Source organism: Paraburkholderia sp. MM5482-R2 (assembly GCF_050436125.1).
Classification (GTDB): Bacteria; Pseudomonadota; Gammaproteobacteria; order Burkholderiales; family Burkholderiaceae; genus Paraburkholderia; species Paraburkholderia tuberum.
In genome coordinates this window covers 421,154-437,739 of sequence record NZ_JBNDLP010000002.1, presented here as the reverse complement: position 1 = coordinate 437,739, position 16,586 = coordinate 421,154, and the positions used below count along the sequence as shown (strand labels likewise).

Here is a 16,586-nt window from a genome sequence, read left to right as displayed (position 1 = left end):
GAGCCGTTTTACATTGCGTTTCGTTTTCGCGCCCTCTACCATGCGTTGATACGGCGACGCTAACGGAGGCGCAGTTGACACTCGATACGTTCTCACAGAAGATCCTGCGCCTACTGCAGCTCGACGCACGTCGTTCCGTGCAGGAAATCTCCGACCAGGTCGGGCTGTCGAGCACGCCGTGCTGGCGGCGCATCAAGGACATGGAACAGTCGGGCGTGATCCAGCGCTACACGGCGCTGCTCGATCGCGAAAAACTCGGCTTGCATGTGTGCGCGCTCGCGCATATCCATCTGACACGCCACACCGAAGGCGGCGTCGAGCAGTTCGAGCGGGAAATCGCCACCTGCCCCGAAGTGACCGAGTGCTACAGCACGACCGGTGAATCCGATTACATCCTCAAGATCGTCGCGCCGGACATCAAGGCGTACGACAGCTTCCTGCACGAACGCATTTTCAAGATTCCAGCCGTCGCGCAGGTGCGGACGAGCGTCGTGCTGCGCGAAATCAAGTTCGATACGCAGTTGCCGTTGTGACGGATGCCGCCGCCGCGGGCGGCATGAAGGTTCGCGGCATCGGGTGTCCGAAACTCATCGGACTCAGGCGGCGTTGTGAGGCTCCGCGGCGATTGACCGACCGCCGAGGGCGACGCCAGTCTTGAGTTCCGCCACCGGACCGCCTTGCGCGGCCGAGATATCCCGTTGCAGCAGCACGTCTAGCTTGCGCGCGCCGAGACGACGCTTGAGCGCCTCCAGATCGACGCGCCCAAGCGACTGCGCCTCGCTTTCCAGCAGACGCGCGGCCTCTGGGCCGTCCGCAGCGCGCCCTTCAACGGACGCCGCCGCCGGTAACACCACCTCCACGTCGAGCCCGGTGCTCAGGTAGTGCAGATTTATCCCAGCGGCCTGCAAGCCCGAGGCCGCCAGCGCCGCGTCGACCTCGGCGGTCACGCGCTCCCGCGGCGGCAGATCGACCGGTGGATGCGCGAGCGCATCGTTTTCCGGATCGACGTGGATCAGCGCGTCGAGCACGCGCTTGTCGGTCAGCACACGCAGCCGCGCCGACTCCGCGATGTAATGCCCTTCCGATACCGAAATCATCGGATCGACCAGAATGTGCGCGTCGACGAGCGCGAAATCGCCCATCTTGCGCGTACGCATTTCGTGCACGTCACGCACGCCGGGGGTGGACATCAGCAATGCGCGCATGTCGGCCGCGGCGGTTTCGTCGAGCGCGCGGTCCGACAGATCCTGCAGCGCGTCCCAACCGAAGGTCCAGCCCATGCGCGCGACCATGAAACCGACGATGGCCGCCGCGATCGGGTCGAGCAACCGCAAGCCGGCGAGACTGCCGATCACGCCGATTCCCACCACCAGCGACGACGCCGCGTCCGAGCGCGCGTGCCATGCGTTCGCGATCAGCATCGCGGAACGCACGCGCTTCGCCTCGCGCAGCATGTAGCGAAACAGCGCTTCCTTGCAGACCAGCACGAGCGCCGCGACCGCGAGCGCGCTCATGTGCACGGCGGGAATATTTTGCAGGTCGGCGAGCCGCGTACCGGCGCGCCACAACATGCCGACGCCGACCGAGATCAGCAGCGCGCCGAGAAATAACGACGCCACCGTCTCATAACGGCTATGCCCGTAATTGTGATCCGCGTCGGGCTTGGCCCCGCTGTGCCGATTGGCAATCAGCACGACAAAATCGGAAATAAGATCGGCAAGGGAATGGATACCGTCGGCAACTAGCGCCTGCGAGTGCGCGATCGTGCCGATGGCGATTTGCAGCGTCATCAACACGCTATTGAGCGCAATACTCGCAAAAGTACTTTTGCGCGCAACGCGTTGTTTCTCGGTGGTTTGGGCGATCGCGGCGGACTGCATGCTGAAGTGGCGGAAATGTCAATTATCGTTATTGTAGCCGCCGCGAATCGCGCGCGCAGGGAAAAGCGAAAAAAAACCTTTTTAAATCAATCGCTTATCTAAACGAAAAGCATTCGCGTTCCAGTTGCCTGAAGCGCATGCGACAAAAACTCGGCGCCGCAAATGACGAAAACCGCGCCCTGAACGGTGCGCGGCTTTTTCAGATTCTGCAGCAGGCTATAAACGCGGTGGATCGCCGCTATTCGTACTACGTGCGGCCAACCCTCACTGCTCGCCTGATCGTGATTACTTCTGGATCAGAAACTTTTCGCGATCAAGACCCGCAATCCAGCGCGGCGGCTTGCCGCGACCGGACCACGTGCTGCCGCTTTCCGGATCGCGATATTTAGGCGCGACGCCTGCGCGCGGCCGGCTCGCTTTAGCGCCTTTCGGTGCGCGGCCGCCGCCGAGTTCGCTCAGCGAAATGCCGTAATCCGCCATCTTCTGCTTGATTTCATTCAAGACTTCCGCGTATTCGCGCGACTTCGCTTCTTCAATCTGCTTTTCGAGCTTCTCGCGCTGTGCGAGCAGTTCCTTGTAAGAAGACATAGGTTTCCCTTGTGGTATGGATAAATGACCGCCGGTCTTTTGCCGACTCGCCTTTGAAGGTTTCATGCCTCGGAATTTGACGGCGAGATTAACACAAAATAGAAAGGCTGGATAAGCAACCGGAAAAAATTAATTTAAATTCGTTTCAAAAAGTTTCCTGCGCTGCTTTTGGGTCGGACTACGGCCTTTCTAATCGCTGATTTCGCATGTCGCTAAAAAAGTCCACTCATCTGCATATTTACACGATTTAACTATCAAGAAATGAGACTTGAGCGGTCCATTGCACATCGAACATTTCACGGCATGAAAGCTTTGGCTTGGATAAGCCGCGCACTATTGAGACAAAGACCCCGTTCGTCGACACTGGCGCACGCGTGTTTTCTCGATAAACGATAAATGCTTAATCCGCATGCCGCTCGATGCAGACTTCGAGCGCGGCGTGCAATGTCCCGGTATCGGACCGGGCGCCATCGAATGCGAAACGGTGGCGCACGCCGTTGCGTTTCAGATCGGCGCCATAACGGTCGACACCCAGCAATTCGACGCCGCCCGTGCCACTCAGCCGGTGACCGAATTCCGCGATCAGCGCGTCCTCCTCGCTGACTGCAAGCGGCGGCAGCGGATCGAGTTCGGCGCCATCGAGCCAGCCCATCGCGCCAAAGCCGCCGATGTAGCGCAGCCGCTCGACCTCCATGATCCAGAACGTGAAATCGCCCAGCATCAGGTAGCGCTCCGCGTCCGGGTGATAGCGCAGGTAGCGCCGCGCCAGTTCCGGGCTCGAGCCGACCGGCTCGAAGCGGCCAAGCAGCGTGACGCGCTGGCCGCCCAGCACGTCGCCGTCGGGTGCGTCGACGGCCAGAAAACCGGCGCGCGGATCGGCGTGCAGGTTGTGCGTGTGCTCCGCGAGCCGGCTCACGAGGATCGTCGGACGATGCCGCGCGTCCGGCGCGAACGGCAGCACCGACGGATACGGAAAGCCCTCGGGCTGGCGAGCGTGCGTGGCGAGCGTGCCGACCGTGGCCGTGTGCAGCAGATGCAGCGGAGCGTGAGCCGGAATGTTCAACTGAGCGTTCCTCGGTGAATTAGGAATGAATGGAAAGCGGCGAGCGGCAGAAAAGCCGCCGCGCACGGCAATGCAAAAACCAACTGCGGCGTGCCATGGCATGACAGCCGGCAATACCGCCAGGTTGCATCCCCTAGCCTATCAATCGTATGCGCCCGATCCCACGGCTCCAAGCATTCGCCACCACGCTTCGATAGAATCGAAGATCCGCTTTCAATGCGCTTTCTCGCGCACTTCGCCTCGAGACCTCCGTGCCCGATCACCAAGCCTCCGAATTCGCCGTCCTGCCCGCCGCGCATCGCAATCTGTCCGTCACCGCACGGCAACGCGCACGCGTTGCCACGATGGCGGTATTTTTCATCGCCGGCATGATGTACGCCTCGTGGGGCGTGCACGTGCCGACGGTGCGCGACCGCTTCCATCTGAATCCGGCGATGCTGTCGTTCGCGTTGTTCGCGGTGGCGGGCGGATCGATCGGCGCGATGGTGACCAATGCGTCGTGGATCGCGCGGGTCGGCACGCGCCGCGCCTGCCTGACCGGCGGCCTCGCGATGGCCGCCTGCGCCGCGCTGATCCTCGTCGTGCCGGCGTACTGGATCGTGCTGATCGTGCTGGCCGTCTTCGGCGCGGGCATGGCCACGCTCGACGTCGCGATGAACGCCGAAGCGAGCGCCGTCGAAAAGGCGCTCGGCAAGCCGATCATGTCGTCGCTGCACGGGATGTTCAGCCTTGGCGGCATGTTCGGCGCGGCGGTGGGCGGGGCGCTGCTGTCGCGCGGCATGGCGCCGGCTGTGCATCTCGCGCTCGCCGCGGCGGCCAGCGCGCTCGTGCTGGTGCTCGCGTGCCCGTCGGTGCTGCCGCACGTGCCGCACGCCGAGCATCCCGATGCCGCGACGCCGCGCGCGAGCCGCTGGCGCTCGCCGGCGTTGTGGGCGCTCGGCACGATGGCGCTGGTCGCGCTGATCGCCGAAGGCGCGATGTACGACTGGGCCACGGTCTATATGCGCGATGTCGTGCTCTCGACGCCCGCGCTCGCCAGCGCCGCCTACGCGGCGTTTTCCGGCGGCATGGCGGCAGCGCGTTTTGCCGGCGACGCGGTGCGCGCCCGCTTCGGCGCGCCGCAACTCGTGATGATCAGTGCGGCGCTCGCCTGCGCCGGGATGGTCGACGCGCTGCTGCTGCCGAATCCGGTGGCCGCGCTCGCCGGCTTTGCGCTGATCGGCCTGGGCCTCGCGAACATGATGCCGGTGCTGTTCGCGGCGGCCGCGAGCGTGAAGGGCATCCACGCGGCCGAGGGGCTCGCGCACGTCGCGGGGCTGGCCTATTTCGGGTTGCTGCTCGGACCGGTGATCATCGGTGCGGTCGCGCAGGTGACCAACCTGACGATCGGGCTGTCGGTCGTCGCCGTGTGCGCCGCGATGATCGCGCTCGTCGGGCCGAAGGTGCTGCGGCGTTTGAAGATCTGACGCAAACGCAACGCCAAAAAGAAGAGGCACGCAAGCCTGACGGCCCACGTGCCTCTTTAGCGGCAAATCGAAGTGCGGCCCGACGCCGCCTTCGACCACACCGAATTTACATCTTCACGACGTCGAGCAGCGTCTTCTTGCCTTGCTTGTAGTTGTACAGCGAGATCACGCCGTGCTGCAGGTCGCCCTTCGAGTCGAACGTCGTTTCGCCGATCACGCCCTTGTAGTCGGTCGTCGGCATCGCTGCCAGGATCTTCGCCGGATCGGTCGAGTTAGCGCGCTTCATCGCGTCGACGATGATGTACACCGCGTCATACGTGAACGGCGCGTAAATCTGGATCGGCTGGCCGAAGCGCTTCTCGTACTTCGTTTCGAACGCCTTGCCGCCCGCCATCTTTTCGAGCGCCATGCCGGCTTCCGAGCAGACGATGTTGTCGGTTGCGTCGCCGGCCAGGTCCGACAGCTTGTCGGTACACACGCCGTCACCTGCCAGCACCTTCGCGCGCAGGCCGAGCTGCTTCGCCTGCTTGGCGAACGGGCCGCCGGTCGCGTCCATGCCGCCGTACATGATCGCGTCGGGATTTTCACCCTTGATCTTCGTCAGAATCGCGCGGAAGTCGACGGCCTTGTCGTTCGTCGCGTCGTGCGACACGACGTTCATACCGAGCGACTTCGCCGTCTTCTCGAATTCGTTCGCGAGACCCTGGCCGTAAGCGGTCGAGTCGTCGACGATCGCGACGCTCTTCACCTTCATGCCCTTCGCCGCGTAGTTCGCGAGAGCCGGGCCTTGCTGCGCGTCGGTCGCGACGACACGGTAGGTCGTCTTGAAGCCTTGCTGCGTGTAGGCCGGGTTCGTTGCCGACGGCGAGATCTGCACGATGCCCGCATCGCTATAGATCTTCGATGCCGGGATCGAGGTGCCCGAGTTCAGGTGGCCGACCACGGCGACGACCTTGTCGTCGACGAGCTTCTGCGCAACCTGCGTGGCCGTGCGGGGGTCGGCCGCGTCGTCCTGCGCGTCGAGTTGCAGCGTGATCTTCTGGCCGCCGATCGTCAGACCCTTCGCGTTGATTTCCTCAATGGCGAGGCGCGCGCCGTTTTCGTTGTCTTTACCCAGGTGAGCGATACCGCCAGTCAACGGCGCGACGTGACCGATCTTCACGACCGTGTCGGCCGCGGCCGATGTTGCCAACGTCGCGAACAGCACCGCCGCAGCGCTGATCGGCAACAGCTTTTGAATCTTGATGTTCATGTAAGTCTCCAGTTTCGGTCAAAACAACGTAATCGCCCTGTGCCCCGCTTCCCCTACTCGTGTCGCTCAGTCCCGTGGACGACCACGCCGGTTGCATCGTTCATGCACTTGGCCAGTACGTTTACCGGACTGTTTGTGACAGTTGGCAAACCGTACTTGCGCGCAAGTGTAGGCCATCAAATTAATTTGCGGGAATTTTTTGAGAAAGTGGGAACAACACTAATAGCGCAGTTCCCGGGCGAACCGCTCGTGGCTTGGGCGAGCGGACCGGAAAGCCCCAGCCCATGCGGGTTTCCGCTAATTAGGAAGTTTCTCCGCGGGCGCGGATTTAGCCATTTTCCGGCTTCTGTCACATATGATTCGAAGGGTTTTTCAACTCAAAAATGTGGCGTGCCGCACAGGATTGTGAGTGCGGTAAAAAACTTGAATCAGCCTTAAATCGGCCATGCAATCAACGCAAGAACGCGGCGATTCGCACGGAGGCCGCCTGCCATTCCTGCTCGAGCTGCGCCATCAGTTCGATCGCGCCGATTGCTTCGGCGCGCGTGTGGCCAAGCGGCGCACCCTGCCCCGCCCACAACGACAGGTAATCGCCGTTCTGCGCACGCGCCGCGTTTTGCCGCAGCTCCTGCGTCAACGCGTTTTGCACCGGATACGGCGCGATGCTGTCCGCCGATTCGCGCAAACGTTGTATCAACGGATTGCGGATGCCGCGCGCGTGGCGACCCGTGATCGCGCGCGTCACCGTGGTCGAGGTATCTGACATGCCGCGCACGCGGGTTTTCCATACCTCGGGGATCGCGCTCTCGCGGGTGGTCAGAAACGCGGTGCCCATCACCGCGGCTTGCGCGCCGAGCGCGAGTGCCGCGACGATGCCGCGACCGTCCATGATGCCGCCGGCCGCGAGCACCGGCAGCCCGGTCGCGTCGACCAGTTGCGGCACGAGCGCCATCGTGCCGACCAGCGCATCTTCGAATGCGCCGATGAACGTGCCGCGATGCGCGCCCGCCTCCGCGCCTTGCGCGGCGACGGCATCGGCGCCCGCATCGCGCCACGCGATGCCTTCTTCAACATGCGTCGCAGTCCCAACTACATAGCTGCCGCTCGCGTGCAAACGCTCGACGTCGTCCGCTGCTAGCAGTCCGAACGTAAAGCCGGCGACCGGCACCCGCAATTCGATCAGCGTTTCCAGTTGCGCGCGAAAGTCAGGCGCATAGCGTGCGAGCGGCTGTCCCGGCGGCAAGCCGAGATCGGCGCGCAGCGGATCGATTGCGTCGAGCGCGCGGCACACGGTGGCTTCATCGGGCGAGACCGGATCGAGCACGAACAGATTCACGCCGAACGGGCGATCGGTCAGCGCGCGAATCGCCGCGACCTCGCTCGCGATCTTCTCGGGTGCGAGCGCCGCCCCCGCGAGAAAACCAAGTCCGCCCGCATTGGATACCGCCGCGACGAGCGCCGGCGTCGTCGCGCCGCCGGCCATCGGCGCCTGCACGACGGGTACCCGCATCTGCAAGTGCTCGGCGAGCGGCGTCACGAAACTGCCTTCATTCATGTTCGTTTCCTTCCGGCGCAAAGCCGTCGATGTGCTGATTCATGCGCTCGCCAACATGTTCGCGAGATGCGCTGACACGCGCGAGCCATCACGCGCTGACTTTACCGACACGCGCCATCGCGGAGAAATGAATTATCGAGATCGTTTCAATCGCCTGACGAGAATCGAAGCACTTCGCATCACCCGCGAGGCCCCGTCCCGCCTCCCTGCAAGGCGATTCTTTTGATGGCAAACTAACCGCCCGTTGCAGGGCCTCGTGGCCTTGAGCGTTTCGTACACACCGACCTCGCGCGGCGGTCGCGCGAGTCAATGGAGAACAGCATGAGCACGACTTCCCGATGGATCGACATCCCCGCCGGCAACGACAGTTTCGGCGGCTACCTCGCGCTGCCGAAGGGCGGCAAGGGACCGGCCGTCATCATCATTCAGGAAATCTTCGGCGTGAACGGCCATATCCGCTCGGTCGCGGATCAGTACGCGCAGGACGGCTATGTCGCGCTCGCCCCGGACGTGTTCTGGCGCGTGCAGCCGCGCGTCGAATTGACGTATGACGGCAAGGATCGCGAAAAGGGCATCGAGCTGATGCAGAAAACCAAGGTCGACGACGCGGTCGCCGACCTCGGCGCCGCTGCGGCCGCCTTGCGCGCGCTGCCGGAAGTGACCGGCAAGATCGCGGCGATCGGCTACTGCTTCGGCGGCCGTCTCGCCTATCTGGCCGCGGCCGCCGGTTCGGTCGACGCCGCTGTCGCCTACTACGGCGGCGGCATCCATAACCATCTCGACAAAGCCGCGAACATCAAGGTGCCGATGCAGTTCCACTACGGCGAGCTCGACGCGCATATTCTGCCGTCGGACATCGGCCAGATTCAGGAGCGCTTCGCGGGTCGCGCCGACGTGCAATTCAACATCTACCCGAACGCCGATCACGGTTTCAACTGCTCGGAGCGTGCGTCGTACAACCAGCACGCGTCGGCATTGGCGCATGGCCGCACGCTGACGTTCCTCGGCGAGCGGATGTAATCCGCGGTTCCGGCATTCAGTCGGACCGCCGCGTTGCGCATGTGATCGCACGCTCGCGCATTTGAAGTGCGCACTCGAATTCACATGAGTCACGTCGGCGCTCAACTCGGGTACTCTGTGAAAAGACGGCGTGTCGGCCGACACGCCGTCTTTTCACATGTGCGACGCCCGGGCGGGGCAACGCGATGCCGAGCGAAACGCCTCAGTCGCGCGTGCATGGCCGGCCACGAATTCGACGCAGCATGCCAACCGACCGCGAGGGCTCAATCGACGTGCAATCAGACTATCTCGCTCATGACGCCATCGGCCTCGCCGAACTCGTGCGCACGCGCCAGGTCAGCGCGCGCGAATTGATCGACGTCGCGATCTCGCGCACCGAGGCCGTCAATCCCGCGATCAACGCGGTCGTTCTGAAGGACTACGATGCGGCCCGCCAACGTGCGTCGCGCGAAGACGCGAATCGCGCGAATACCGTCGACGGCGCGAACGGAACGGACAACTCCGCCGCCCACGCCGCGCTCGCCGGCGTGCCGTTCCTGATCAAGGATCTCGGCGCGCCCGTTGCGGGACTGCCCATGGCAATGGGCAGCCGACACTACCGGCACTTCATTCCGACTCAGGATGCGCCGGTCGTCGCGCTCGCGAAAGCGGCGGGTTTGAATATCTTCGCGAAGACCAGCACGTCCGAGCTCGGCCAGATGCCTTATACGGAGCCCGAACTATTTGGCGCGTGCCGTAATCCGTGGAATATCGATCACACGCCGGGCGGTTCGAGCGGCGGCGCGGCGGCGGCGGTCGCTGCCGGCATCGTACCGCTCGCGCATGCGTCGGACGGCGGCGGCTCGATCCGGATTCCGGCGTCGTGCTGCGGACTGTTCGGCCTGAAACCCTCGCGCGGTCGCGTGCCGCGCGCGGCGCAGGCCAGCGCCGGCGAACTCGGCATCGATCACGCCGTGTCGCGCAGCGTGCGCGACAGCGCGTTGCTGCTCGATCTGCTGGCCGGCAACGCCGAGCGGCCGAGCGGCGCGCCCGGCACCTTTCTCGGCGCGACGCGCGAGCCGTGCAAACCGCTGACGATCGCCTACGTGACCGAGCCGATGCTCGCGCCGTCGTTATCGGCCGATGCGCGCGCCGCGCTCGACGACGCCGCGCAACTCGCGAGCTCACTCGGCCATCGTCTGGAGCCGGTGTCGCTCGGCGTCGATTTCGCGGCGGTCCGTCATGCGTTCCTGACACTGTGGTCGGTGACCGCCGAGGACCTCGTGCTGAACGCGGAGCGCATCACCGGCCACAAGCCAACGCGCGGCGAGTTCGAAATTTCGACATGGGCGATGGCGCACGTCGGCCGCAAGCTCGGCGAGCAGGGCTTGCCGGCCGCGCTCGACGAACAGCGCCGCATCACTGCGCGTCTGACCGACCTGCTGAACCGCTACGACGTGCTGTTGTGCGCGACGCTCGCGTCCGCGCCGATCAAGATCGGCGAGATGCGACCAAGCTCGGTCGAGCGCATGCAGATGCGCGCGGTCACCACGATACCGCTAGAACGATTGATGAAGAAACTGCTGTTCGAAGCGTCGAACAAGGCGTTCGCGTGGGCCGGATGCACGGAGCTGTTCAACCTGAGCGGCCAGCCGGCGATGTCGGTGCCTTTGTACTGGAATGCACGCGGGCTGCCGATCGGCGTGCAGTTCGCGGCGCGTACCGGCGGCGAGGCGACTCTGTTCAGACTCGCCGCGCAACTCGAGGCGGCACGGCCGTGGTTCGACAGGCGGCCACCATTGATGAATGCGCGCCGCTAATAGTCCAGCGGCCCGCTGCAATGAAGCTTTGAAAAACCGGCCCGGCTTGCGCCGCGCAAGCTTGATCAGGCCTTCTTGTTATAGGCGCTGCACCATCCCGTGGCCGCGACCTGCTTGCCCGCGAACATCGGGCAGAGGCCGTAGGCATCGCCCGCCTTGCCCTGGAAGAAGCTGCAGTTGCTGCATTGCTCGCCAGGCGTGTATTTGGCGAATTTCGCCTTGTCGACCTTGCTCGCGTCCGCCTTGTAGCCAAGCGCCTGCGCGGTCGGATCGGTTTCGGAGACTTTCGGCGCGTCGGCGAACGCCTGGCGCGACAGCGCGAACGTCGATGCCACACCGATGCTGGCGATCAAAAACGTACGACGGGAAGAACTCATGGGGACTCACTCCATTTATATGGGAATCAACGCCGTTCTGATGACAGCGTTCGCCAAGCATAGCAACGTAGCCGTCGCCCGTGATATTCCAAATGCTAAAGATAAGCGGAGCGGTACGGTCCAAACGCAGCCTCAAGGCCGCCCGCTCAGCTCGCAGACCCGCTGCGCAATCGCAAGCGATGCCGTCAACCCCGGCGACTCGATGCCGAACAGATTGACGAGCCCGCGCACGCCATGCGCGGCCGGCCCCTGGATCATGAAGTCCGCGGCGGGCTCGCCCGGGCCGGACAACTTCGGACGAATACCGGCGTACGCCGGCTGCAACGCGCCATCGGGCAAGGCCGGCCAGTACGCGCGAATCGCCGCATAAAACGACTCCGCGCGACGCGGATCGACGTCGTAATTGATCGCATCGACCCATTCGACGTCGGGGCCGAAGCGCACCTGGCCGCCCAGGTCGAGCGTCAGATGCACGCCGAGGCCGGCTTCGTTCGGCATCGGATAGATCAGGCGGCTGAACGGCGCGCGCCCCGAAATGCTGAAGTAATTGCCGCGCGCCAGGTAGAGCGGCGGCACGTGGCGCGAGTCGAGTCCGCGAATCTTGCGCGCGAGTGCGTTCGCATGCAGACCCGCGCTGTTGATCACGCAGGCAGCGCTGATCGTGGTGGGCGCCGCACCGCCGACCGCGATGGTGAAACGGCCGTTGTGAGCCTCGATCGCCTCGACCGGCGCATGGAACGCGTACACGGCGCCGTCGCGCTCGGCATCGCCTTGCAGCGCGAGCATGTACTGATGACTATCGACGATCCCCGTCTGCGGCGAAAACACTGCCTCCACGCATTCGAGCGCCGGTTCGAGCGCCTGCGCCTGATCGCCGGTGACGCGCATCAGGTCGAGCACGCCGTTGTCGCGCCCTTTGGCCATGATGCTTTCGAGCTGCGGAATCTGGTTGCGCGACGTGGCGACGAGCAGCTTGCCGCAGCGCGAATGCTGCACGTTGCGCTCGGCGCAATAGTCATACAGCATTTCGCGGCCGCGCACGCACAGCGTGGCCTTCAGCGATCCGCGCGGATAGTAGATGCCCGCGTGAATCACTTCGCTGTTGCGTGAACTCGTGCCCACGCCGATGGCGTCGGCGGCCTCCAGCACGATCACCTCGCGCCCGCGCGCCGCCAGCGCGCGCGCCGTCGCGAGGCCGATCACGCCGGCGCCGATCACTACACATTCGATCTGATCCATATCCGTTGACGCGGCGCATTGGGCCGCGCGCTGCCTCGTTCAGCCGATGGAAGGAAGACAAGTACGGCACCTCGCCGCCGCGTTCCGTTTGTTGTCGAACGCATCTGTCCGCTGGTCTGCTTATGTCTTTTTATCACTGCCACGGAAAATTGTACGACTCGGTACAGACAGAAGTGACAAACGTTCGTGCGCGCCGACCACGCGATGGCGGCGCAAGCTGCGCTCGATTCTGCGCTCCACATCGAAAATAGCAATAATTGCCGCAGCATTCACAACGCAGGCTGTATGAATTTGCCGACACAGCTCCCCAAATTCCAGAGAAGCGGGGTTTGGGTGCAAAAAACCGACCGAAAACCTCAAAAACCGATCGGTTTTCGCCGGTTTCCGTAATCGAGGCGGATATCGGCGGGCTCGATCTGGTCGCGTCCCGCGATGCGCGCCGCGCCGAAGCCGTTCAGGATCGCGCGGCGCATCTCGCGCGGCGACGCCCGCTTCAGCGCATCGAGCGTCGCTTCGCCAAGCGTCCCCGGAAAGCGCAGGCCCCAGTTGTGCGCGCCGCGGATCTCGTCGTAGATCGACTGCGCGATGCGTCGCGCGCCGGCGTGGTCCGGCGGCGAGATCTCGTAGACGTTCATGCGGTTCAGGATCGGCTCGGGGATCGCGCGTTCGTCGTTGGCGGTCGCGATCCAGATCACGTTGCCCGCGTTGATCGGTATCTCGGCGAACTCGTCGATGAAGCTCTGGGCGGTGTCGTGTTCGAGTAGCGCATACAGCGCGCCGAGCGGATCGTATTGCGAATCGCCGCTCGCCTTGTCGATTTCGTCGACGGCGATCACCGGGTTCGCATAGCTGCCGTTCACGAGTGCATCGAACACCTTGCCCGGCTTCGCGTTCTTCCATTGCGACGAGGCGCCCGACAGAATCCAGCCCGCCGTCAGCGAACTCATCGCGACGTATTGGTACGCGGTGCCGAGCAGGCGCGCGAGCTGCTTCGCGAAATGCGTCTTGCCGATGCCGGGCTCGCCGAGCAACAGGATCGGCATCAGTTCGAGCCGGTCCTCGGTTTCGAGGCACAGCGCGACCTGCTTGCGGATGTCGTCGAGCGGGGCGGAAAAATTGGGCAGCGCGCCGATCAGATCGTCGATCGACGGCATCCGGTTCGGCTTCACGCAGAATCGCAGATTGCCGGTTTTCAGCATCTTTTCGTAGGTCGCGCGCAGCGCCTCATTCGCGCCCTCGCCGAGACCGTTCAGCGCGCTTTCGACCTCGTCGAGGTCATACACCCGGCTGAACGAGGCCACGGCGATTTCCTGTTTGACCATTGCTGTCGTCATCGCTCACCCCGTTTGGCTGATTCTGCGGCGGCGGCGCCTTGTGAGCGCCGGTTCGAGTCCAGTGTAGCGAGGACACAAACGCGTGCAAGCCAGCAGTCATGTGGCTCTGCTGCTAACGATCGCTGGCATCCCATCCTCATCTGGAATGGAGTGTTGCTGAACCGGCCCTCGTCGACCGTGTCAGAAATCGTTGCGGCCATCGGGGGTAAGATGGCTCTCTAATTGCGACGAGGCACCCACGCAAGCGACGCGTAAGCGGAGATCCTTTTTATGTGGAAAACCAGTATCGTGGCCATGCTGCTTGGCGCTTCGTTGCTCGCCCACGCGCAACAACAGCCAGCGCAGCAGGTCGTGCAATGGCAGCTGCAGGTGGTGAAAGATGGCCAGCAGATCGATTCGTTCGACGGCACCACGACCGTCGGCCAGGCGCGCACGGATACGCATCACCAGGTCGTGCAACACGAGGTCGGCTGCAAGGACCAGCCGGCCGGCAGCATCGATCTGTCACGCACGATCACGGTGTCGCCGCTGCGCGTCGATCCCGAGGGCGTGATGTTTTCGATCGACACGCAGGAAACGCTCGAGGACGACAATGCGCGGCGCACCGACATCGGCTGCAAGCTGCCGCCGCAGCCGCGCCAGGTGAGCGCGAGCCACCCGGGTCTCGTGGTGCCGCCGGATCAATGGGCGAGCTGGACGATCGTCGATCACAATCCGAACCTCGTGTACCGCGTGCATGCGAACGTCGTGAGCAACGGTGCGAACGGCAACGGCACGAACGGCGGCATGAGCGGCAATGGCGCCGCGACCGGCAGCAGCAATCCGAACTGACAGGAACCGCGCGCCTTACCGACGCGCTCAAACAGAACACGTGGATAACGCGGCATGCGAAACCCAGAAGAACTGATCCGCGAGAGCCTCGCTCCGAACGATTTCGTCGCGGTGAGCTGGAACCTACACAAGGGCCGCACACCGCTCGGTTTTCAGGCCTGGCAGGCGATGCAGCGCTGGGTTCAATCGACCCACGCGGACGCGTACTTCCTGCAGGAGGCGATGGCGCGGCGTATGCCTTCGCCGGTATTGGCGAGCAGTTTCGGCACGCCGATGGGCGATCCACTTACCGACGTATGGCACTGTCAGGCAACCGAAATCGCGCGCGCGCTCGAACTCGAAGTCGCGCTCGGCCCGAACGTGTTCAAGCCGTCATGGCGGCACGGCAATGCGATCCTGTCGCCGCATCCGCTCGATCTCGGCGGCCGCTGGGACATCTCCGCGCACCGCTTCGAAAAGCGCGGCCTGCTGGTCGCGCGTGCGACCTTCGGCGGACGACTCGTCACGTTGCTCTGTGCGCATCTCGCGCTGACGCGTCCGGCGCGGTTGCGGCAGATGGACTGGATCGCGCACTGGATCGCGAAGGAAGCCCCCGACGGTCCGCTCGTGCTGGCCGGCGATTTCAACGATTGGCGCAACGACTCGGTGCCGCTCTTTCGCGAGCATGGCTTGCAGGAAGTCGCGACGCTGCTCGGCGAACCGGCGCGCACGTTCCCGGCGTTCTCGCCGGCGCTGTCGCTCGACAAGATGTTCGTGCGCGACATGCAGCCGGTCGAATGGATCCAGCCGACGCAGGAGACCGCGTGGCTGTCCGATCATTTGCCGTATATGGCGAAGTTGCGGCTGGAGTGAGCGCTTCTGTTGGTTGAGCTTTCGCCAACGGAAAGCGCGTCCCCCCTCACTCGCGATGCGGCGTCCAGCTGAACGCCGCTTCGATCTCCTCCCCCGGCTGCAATACGCAGCCACCGACGTGTTCTTGTGTACCAACCGCGTTGAAGCAATCGGTCGTATTCGTGACCGGTTCCACGCATAGCTGCGCATCGTTGACCGGCGCGAACACGACCAGGTGATCGAACGGCGCGTCGGCACGCATCGTCAGATTGCGGCGCTCGTCGGGCCACGCGATCGTCGCCACGCGCGACCAGTTCGAAAAGTTGTTGTCGAGATCGAACGCATCGGGCGACATGCCCGCGCGCAATGCGTCGACGGCCGGATGCGGGCCGAGATGCGTCGGCAGCACGTCGGTGTCCGCGTGCCACATCGCCTGCACGTCGGCATGGATGCGCGTCGACGCGGTGCGCGGATAGTACGGATGATGGCCCATGCCGAACGGCATCGGCCGGCCGGCGAGATTCCGCGCGGACATCGTGATGTGGAGCGCGCCACCGCGCAACTCGATACGCTGCCGCGCGCGATAGCGAAACGGCCAGTCGCCGGTCGCGCTCGCATCCGGTTCGTGCTCGAAGTGCAAGTCCACCGCGCTTTCGCTGCGCGCGCCGACGCGCCACGGATGCCGCCACGCGTTGCCATGCAGCGCGTGGGCGAAACGCGGGTCGTTGCCGGCGAGATCGATCGTCGCGCCGTCGAACGCGAAGCGCGCATCGCGAATCCGGTTGCAGTATGGGAACAGCGGAAAGCTCGCCATGCGCAGCGGATCGCGCGCTTCGAACGCTTCCGGCAGCGCCGGCCGCAGCCAGTGCAACGGACCTTCCGGCGTGACTTCGTAGAACGCCGCGAGCGCGCCGCCAACGTCCGGCGCGAGCACCGCTCGCAACGCACCGGCCGACAACGTGACGAGGCGCGCGGCGATCACGGGATCGTCGAGCCATGAGCGTCGAGTCGCCGATCGAGTCACGGCATGTGCCTCGCGCGGCCGGGCAGGATTCAGGGAAACGTCGCGCATGGTCAGACGAGGCGAAACCGCGAGCGGAAAGCGGCATCAACGTGCATTCATATCTCCTTTGACGTGCCGCGCACCCCCGCGGCCGGCGGACCACCTCAGTCCGCCCCGAGCGAGAATCGCACGACACCGCACCATTGGTCAATATTATTAGTAATAGATTCGTTCAAAAAGGGCCGGTAACGGACCGTACGCTCCGTTCCCAAATGGCGGGTTAGCGCGCGTTGCCGCGCGCATATTATTAGTGGTACCGTCAGCAGCATGATGCCGCTGGCATTCCCC

Annotated in this window: 17 protein-coding genes; 8 read left to right on the top strand and 9 right to left on the bottom strand. The window is 64.1% G+C overall.

The window, feature by feature from the left end; translation table 11 throughout:
- Positions 1–74 precede the first annotated feature (74 nt).
- Complete coding sequence (locus tag OKW37_RS05095; protein WP_012431468.1) at positions 75–533, top strand: Lrp/AsnC family transcriptional regulator; 459 nt, start codon at positions 75–77, stop codon at positions 531–533.
- A gap of 63 nt (positions 534–596) precedes the next feature.
- On the opposite strand, the gene OKW37_RS05090 is transcribed toward OKW37_RS05095, so the two are convergent.
- Complete coding sequence (locus OKW37_RS05090; RefSeq protein WP_429356445.1) at positions 597–1,790, bottom strand: cation diffusion facilitator family transporter; 1,194 nt, start codon at positions 1,788–1,790, stop codon at positions 597–599.
- Here OKW37_RS05090 and OKW37_RS05085 point away from each other — a divergent pair.
- Entirely contained in the window at positions 1,779–1,982 is a 204-nt protein-coding gene (locus OKW37_RS05085; protein ID WP_187612135.1) for a hypothetical protein, read from the top strand. The genes OKW37_RS05090 and OKW37_RS05085 overlap by 12 nt on opposite strands.
- Positions 1,983–2,165: 183 nt before the next feature.
- On the opposite strand, the gene OKW37_RS05080 is transcribed toward OKW37_RS05085, so the two are convergent.
- Positions 2,166–2,468, bottom strand: coding sequence for an H-NS family nucleoid-associated regulatory protein (locus OKW37_RS05080; RefSeq protein ID WP_008921239.1), 303 nt, complete (start codon positions 2,466–2,468; stop codon positions 2,166–2,168).
- A gap of 400 nt (positions 2,469–2,868) precedes the next feature.
- On the bottom strand, positions 2,869–3,531 hold the full coding sequence (locus OKW37_RS05075) for a HugZ family protein (protein ID WP_429407743.1): 663 nt from the start codon (positions 3,529–3,531) through the stop codon (positions 2,869–2,871).
- A 251-nt stretch (positions 3,532–3,782) separates the two neighbouring features.
- Here OKW37_RS05075 and OKW37_RS05070 point away from each other — a divergent pair, with 251 nt between their 5' ends.
- Positions 3,783–4,997, top strand: coding sequence for an MFS transporter (locus tag OKW37_RS05070; protein WP_429407744.1), 1,215 nt, complete (start codon positions 3,783–3,785; stop codon positions 4,995–4,997).
- A gap of 106 nt (positions 4,998–5,103) precedes the next feature.
- Here OKW37_RS05070 and OKW37_RS05065 read toward each other — a convergent pair whose 3' ends face one another.
- Both OKW37_RS05065 and OKW37_RS05060 read right to left on the bottom strand, forming a co-directional pair.
- A complete protein-coding gene (locus tag OKW37_RS05065) occupies positions 5,104–6,249 on the bottom strand; it encodes a branched-chain amino acid ABC transporter substrate-binding protein (RefSeq protein ID WP_184026037.1) in 1,146 nt (381 codons plus the stop codon).
- A 451-nt stretch (positions 6,250–6,700) separates the two neighbouring features.
- Positions 6,701–7,804 carry an NAD(P)H-dependent flavin oxidoreductase gene (locus OKW37_RS05060; protein ID WP_429407747.1) on the bottom strand — a complete coding sequence of 368 codons (1,104 nt, stop codon included), beginning with the start codon at positions 7,802–7,804 and terminating at the stop codon, positions 6,701–6,703.
- Between OKW37_RS05060 and OKW37_RS05055 the strand changes: the two genes are divergently transcribed.
- The 3 genes from OKW37_RS05055 to OKW37_RS05045 all read left to right on the top strand — a co-directional run bounded on the left by OKW37_RS05055 (position 7,803) and on the right by OKW37_RS05045 (position 10,623).
- Complete coding sequence (locus OKW37_RS05055) at positions 7,803–8,030, top strand: hypothetical protein (RefSeq protein ID WP_429356441.1); 228 nt, start codon at positions 7,803–7,805, stop codon at positions 8,028–8,030. The two genes, OKW37_RS05060 and OKW37_RS05055, sit on opposite strands and share 2 nt — an antisense overlap.
- A 95-nt stretch (positions 8,031–8,125) precedes the next feature.
- Entirely contained in the window at positions 8,126–8,824 is a 699-nt protein-coding gene (locus OKW37_RS05050) for a dienelactone hydrolase family protein (RefSeq protein WP_018419150.1), read from the top strand.
- Between the two features lie 242 nt (positions 8,825–9,066).
- Complete coding sequence (locus tag OKW37_RS05045) at positions 9,067–10,623, top strand: amidase (protein ID WP_429407749.1); 1,557 nt, start codon at positions 9,067–9,069, stop codon at positions 10,621–10,623.
- Between the two features lie 65 nt (positions 10,624–10,688).
- On the opposite strand, the gene OKW37_RS05040 is transcribed toward OKW37_RS05045, so the two are convergent.
- From OKW37_RS05040 to OKW37_RS05030, 3 genes are all read right to left on the bottom strand, one after another.
- Entirely contained in the window at positions 10,689–11,000 is a 312-nt protein-coding gene (locus tag OKW37_RS05040; RefSeq protein ID WP_184060839.1) for a high-potential iron-sulfur protein, read from the bottom strand.
- A 132-nt stretch (positions 11,001–11,132) separates the two neighbouring features.
- Positions 11,133–12,239: an NAD(P)/FAD-dependent oxidoreductase gene (locus tag OKW37_RS05035; RefSeq protein ID WP_429407751.1), complete on the bottom strand. Its 1,107-nt coding sequence runs from the start codon at positions 12,237–12,239 to the stop codon at positions 11,133–11,135.
- Between the two features lie 356 nt (positions 12,240–12,595).
- Positions 12,596–13,573 (bottom strand): AAA family ATPase, encoded by a 978-nt coding sequence (locus OKW37_RS05030; RefSeq protein WP_184060843.1) that lies wholly within the window; start codon positions 13,571–13,573, stop codon positions 12,596–12,598.
- 270 nt (positions 13,574–13,843) lie between these two features.
- Here OKW37_RS05030 and OKW37_RS05025 point away from each other — a divergent pair, with 270 nt between their 5' ends.
- Complete coding sequence (locus tag OKW37_RS05025; protein WP_090802651.1) at positions 13,844–14,404, top strand: hypothetical protein; 561 nt, start codon at positions 13,844–13,846, stop codon at positions 14,402–14,404.
- A 54-nt stretch (positions 14,405–14,458) separates the two neighbouring features.
- Positions 14,459–15,256, top strand: coding sequence for an endonuclease/exonuclease/phosphatase family protein (locus OKW37_RS05020; protein ID WP_184060845.1), 798 nt, complete (start codon positions 14,459–14,461; stop codon positions 15,254–15,256).
- A gap of 46 nt (positions 15,257–15,302) precedes the next feature.
- Here OKW37_RS05020 and OKW37_RS05015 read toward each other — a convergent pair whose 3' ends face one another.
- Positions 15,303–16,307, bottom strand: a complete 1,005-nt coding sequence (locus OKW37_RS05015) for an aldose 1-epimerase (RefSeq protein ID WP_429407753.1) — start codon at positions 16,305–16,307, stop codon at positions 15,303–15,305.
- Between the last annotated feature and the right edge of the window lie 279 nt (positions 16,308–16,586).

What these genes read in the sequence shown, in the direction of transcription:
- OKW37_RS05090 (WP_429356445.1), bottom strand. Translation starts at nt 1,790, where the DNA reads ATGACGCTGCAAATCGCCATCGGCACGATCGCGCACTCGCAGGCGCTA.
- OKW37_RS05080 (WP_008921239.1), bottom strand. Translation starts at nt 2,468, where the DNA reads ATGTCTTCTTACAAGGAACTGCTCGCACAGCGCGAGAAGCTCGAAAAG.
- OKW37_RS05065 (WP_184026037.1), bottom strand. Translation starts at nt 6,249, where the DNA reads ATGAACATCAAGATTCAAAAGCTGTTGCCGATCAGCGCTGCGGCGGTG.
- OKW37_RS05055 (WP_429356441.1), top strand. Translation starts at nt 7,803, where the DNA reads ATGTTCGTTTCCTTCCGGCGCAAAGCCGTCGATGTGCTGATTCATGCG.
- OKW37_RS05060 (WP_429407747.1), bottom strand. Translation starts at nt 7,804, where the DNA reads ATGAATGAAGGCAGTTTCGTGACGCCGCTCGCCGAGCACTTGCAGATG.
- OKW37_RS05050 (WP_018419150.1), top strand. Translation starts at nt 8,126, where the DNA reads ATGAGCACGACTTCCCGATGGATCGACATCCCCGCCGGCAACGACAGT.
- OKW37_RS05045 (WP_429407749.1), top strand. Translation starts at nt 9,067, where the DNA reads ATGCCAACCGACCGCGAGGGCTCAATCGACGTGCAATCAGACTATCTC.
- OKW37_RS05040 (WP_184060839.1), bottom strand. Translation starts at nt 11,000, where the DNA reads ATGAGTTCTTCCCGTCGTACGTTTTTGATCGCCAGCATCGGTGTGGCA.
- OKW37_RS05035 (WP_429407751.1), bottom strand. Translation starts at nt 12,239, where the DNA reads ATGGATCAGATCGAATGTGTAGTGATCGGCGCCGGCGTGATCGGCCTC.
- OKW37_RS05030 (WP_184060843.1), bottom strand. Translation starts at nt 13,573, where the DNA reads ATGACGACAGCAATGGTCAAACAGGAAATCGCCGTGGCCTCGTTCAGC.
- OKW37_RS05025 (WP_090802651.1), top strand. Translation starts at nt 13,844, where the DNA reads ATGTGGAAAACCAGTATCGTGGCCATGCTGCTTGGCGCTTCGTTGCTC.
- OKW37_RS05020 (WP_184060845.1), top strand. Translation starts at nt 14,459, where the DNA reads ATGCGAAACCCAGAAGAACTGATCCGCGAGAGCCTCGCTCCGAACGAT.
- OKW37_RS05015 (WP_429407753.1), bottom strand. Translation starts at nt 16,307, where the DNA reads ATGCGCGACGTTTCCCTGAATCCTGCCCGGCCGCGCGAGGCACATGCC.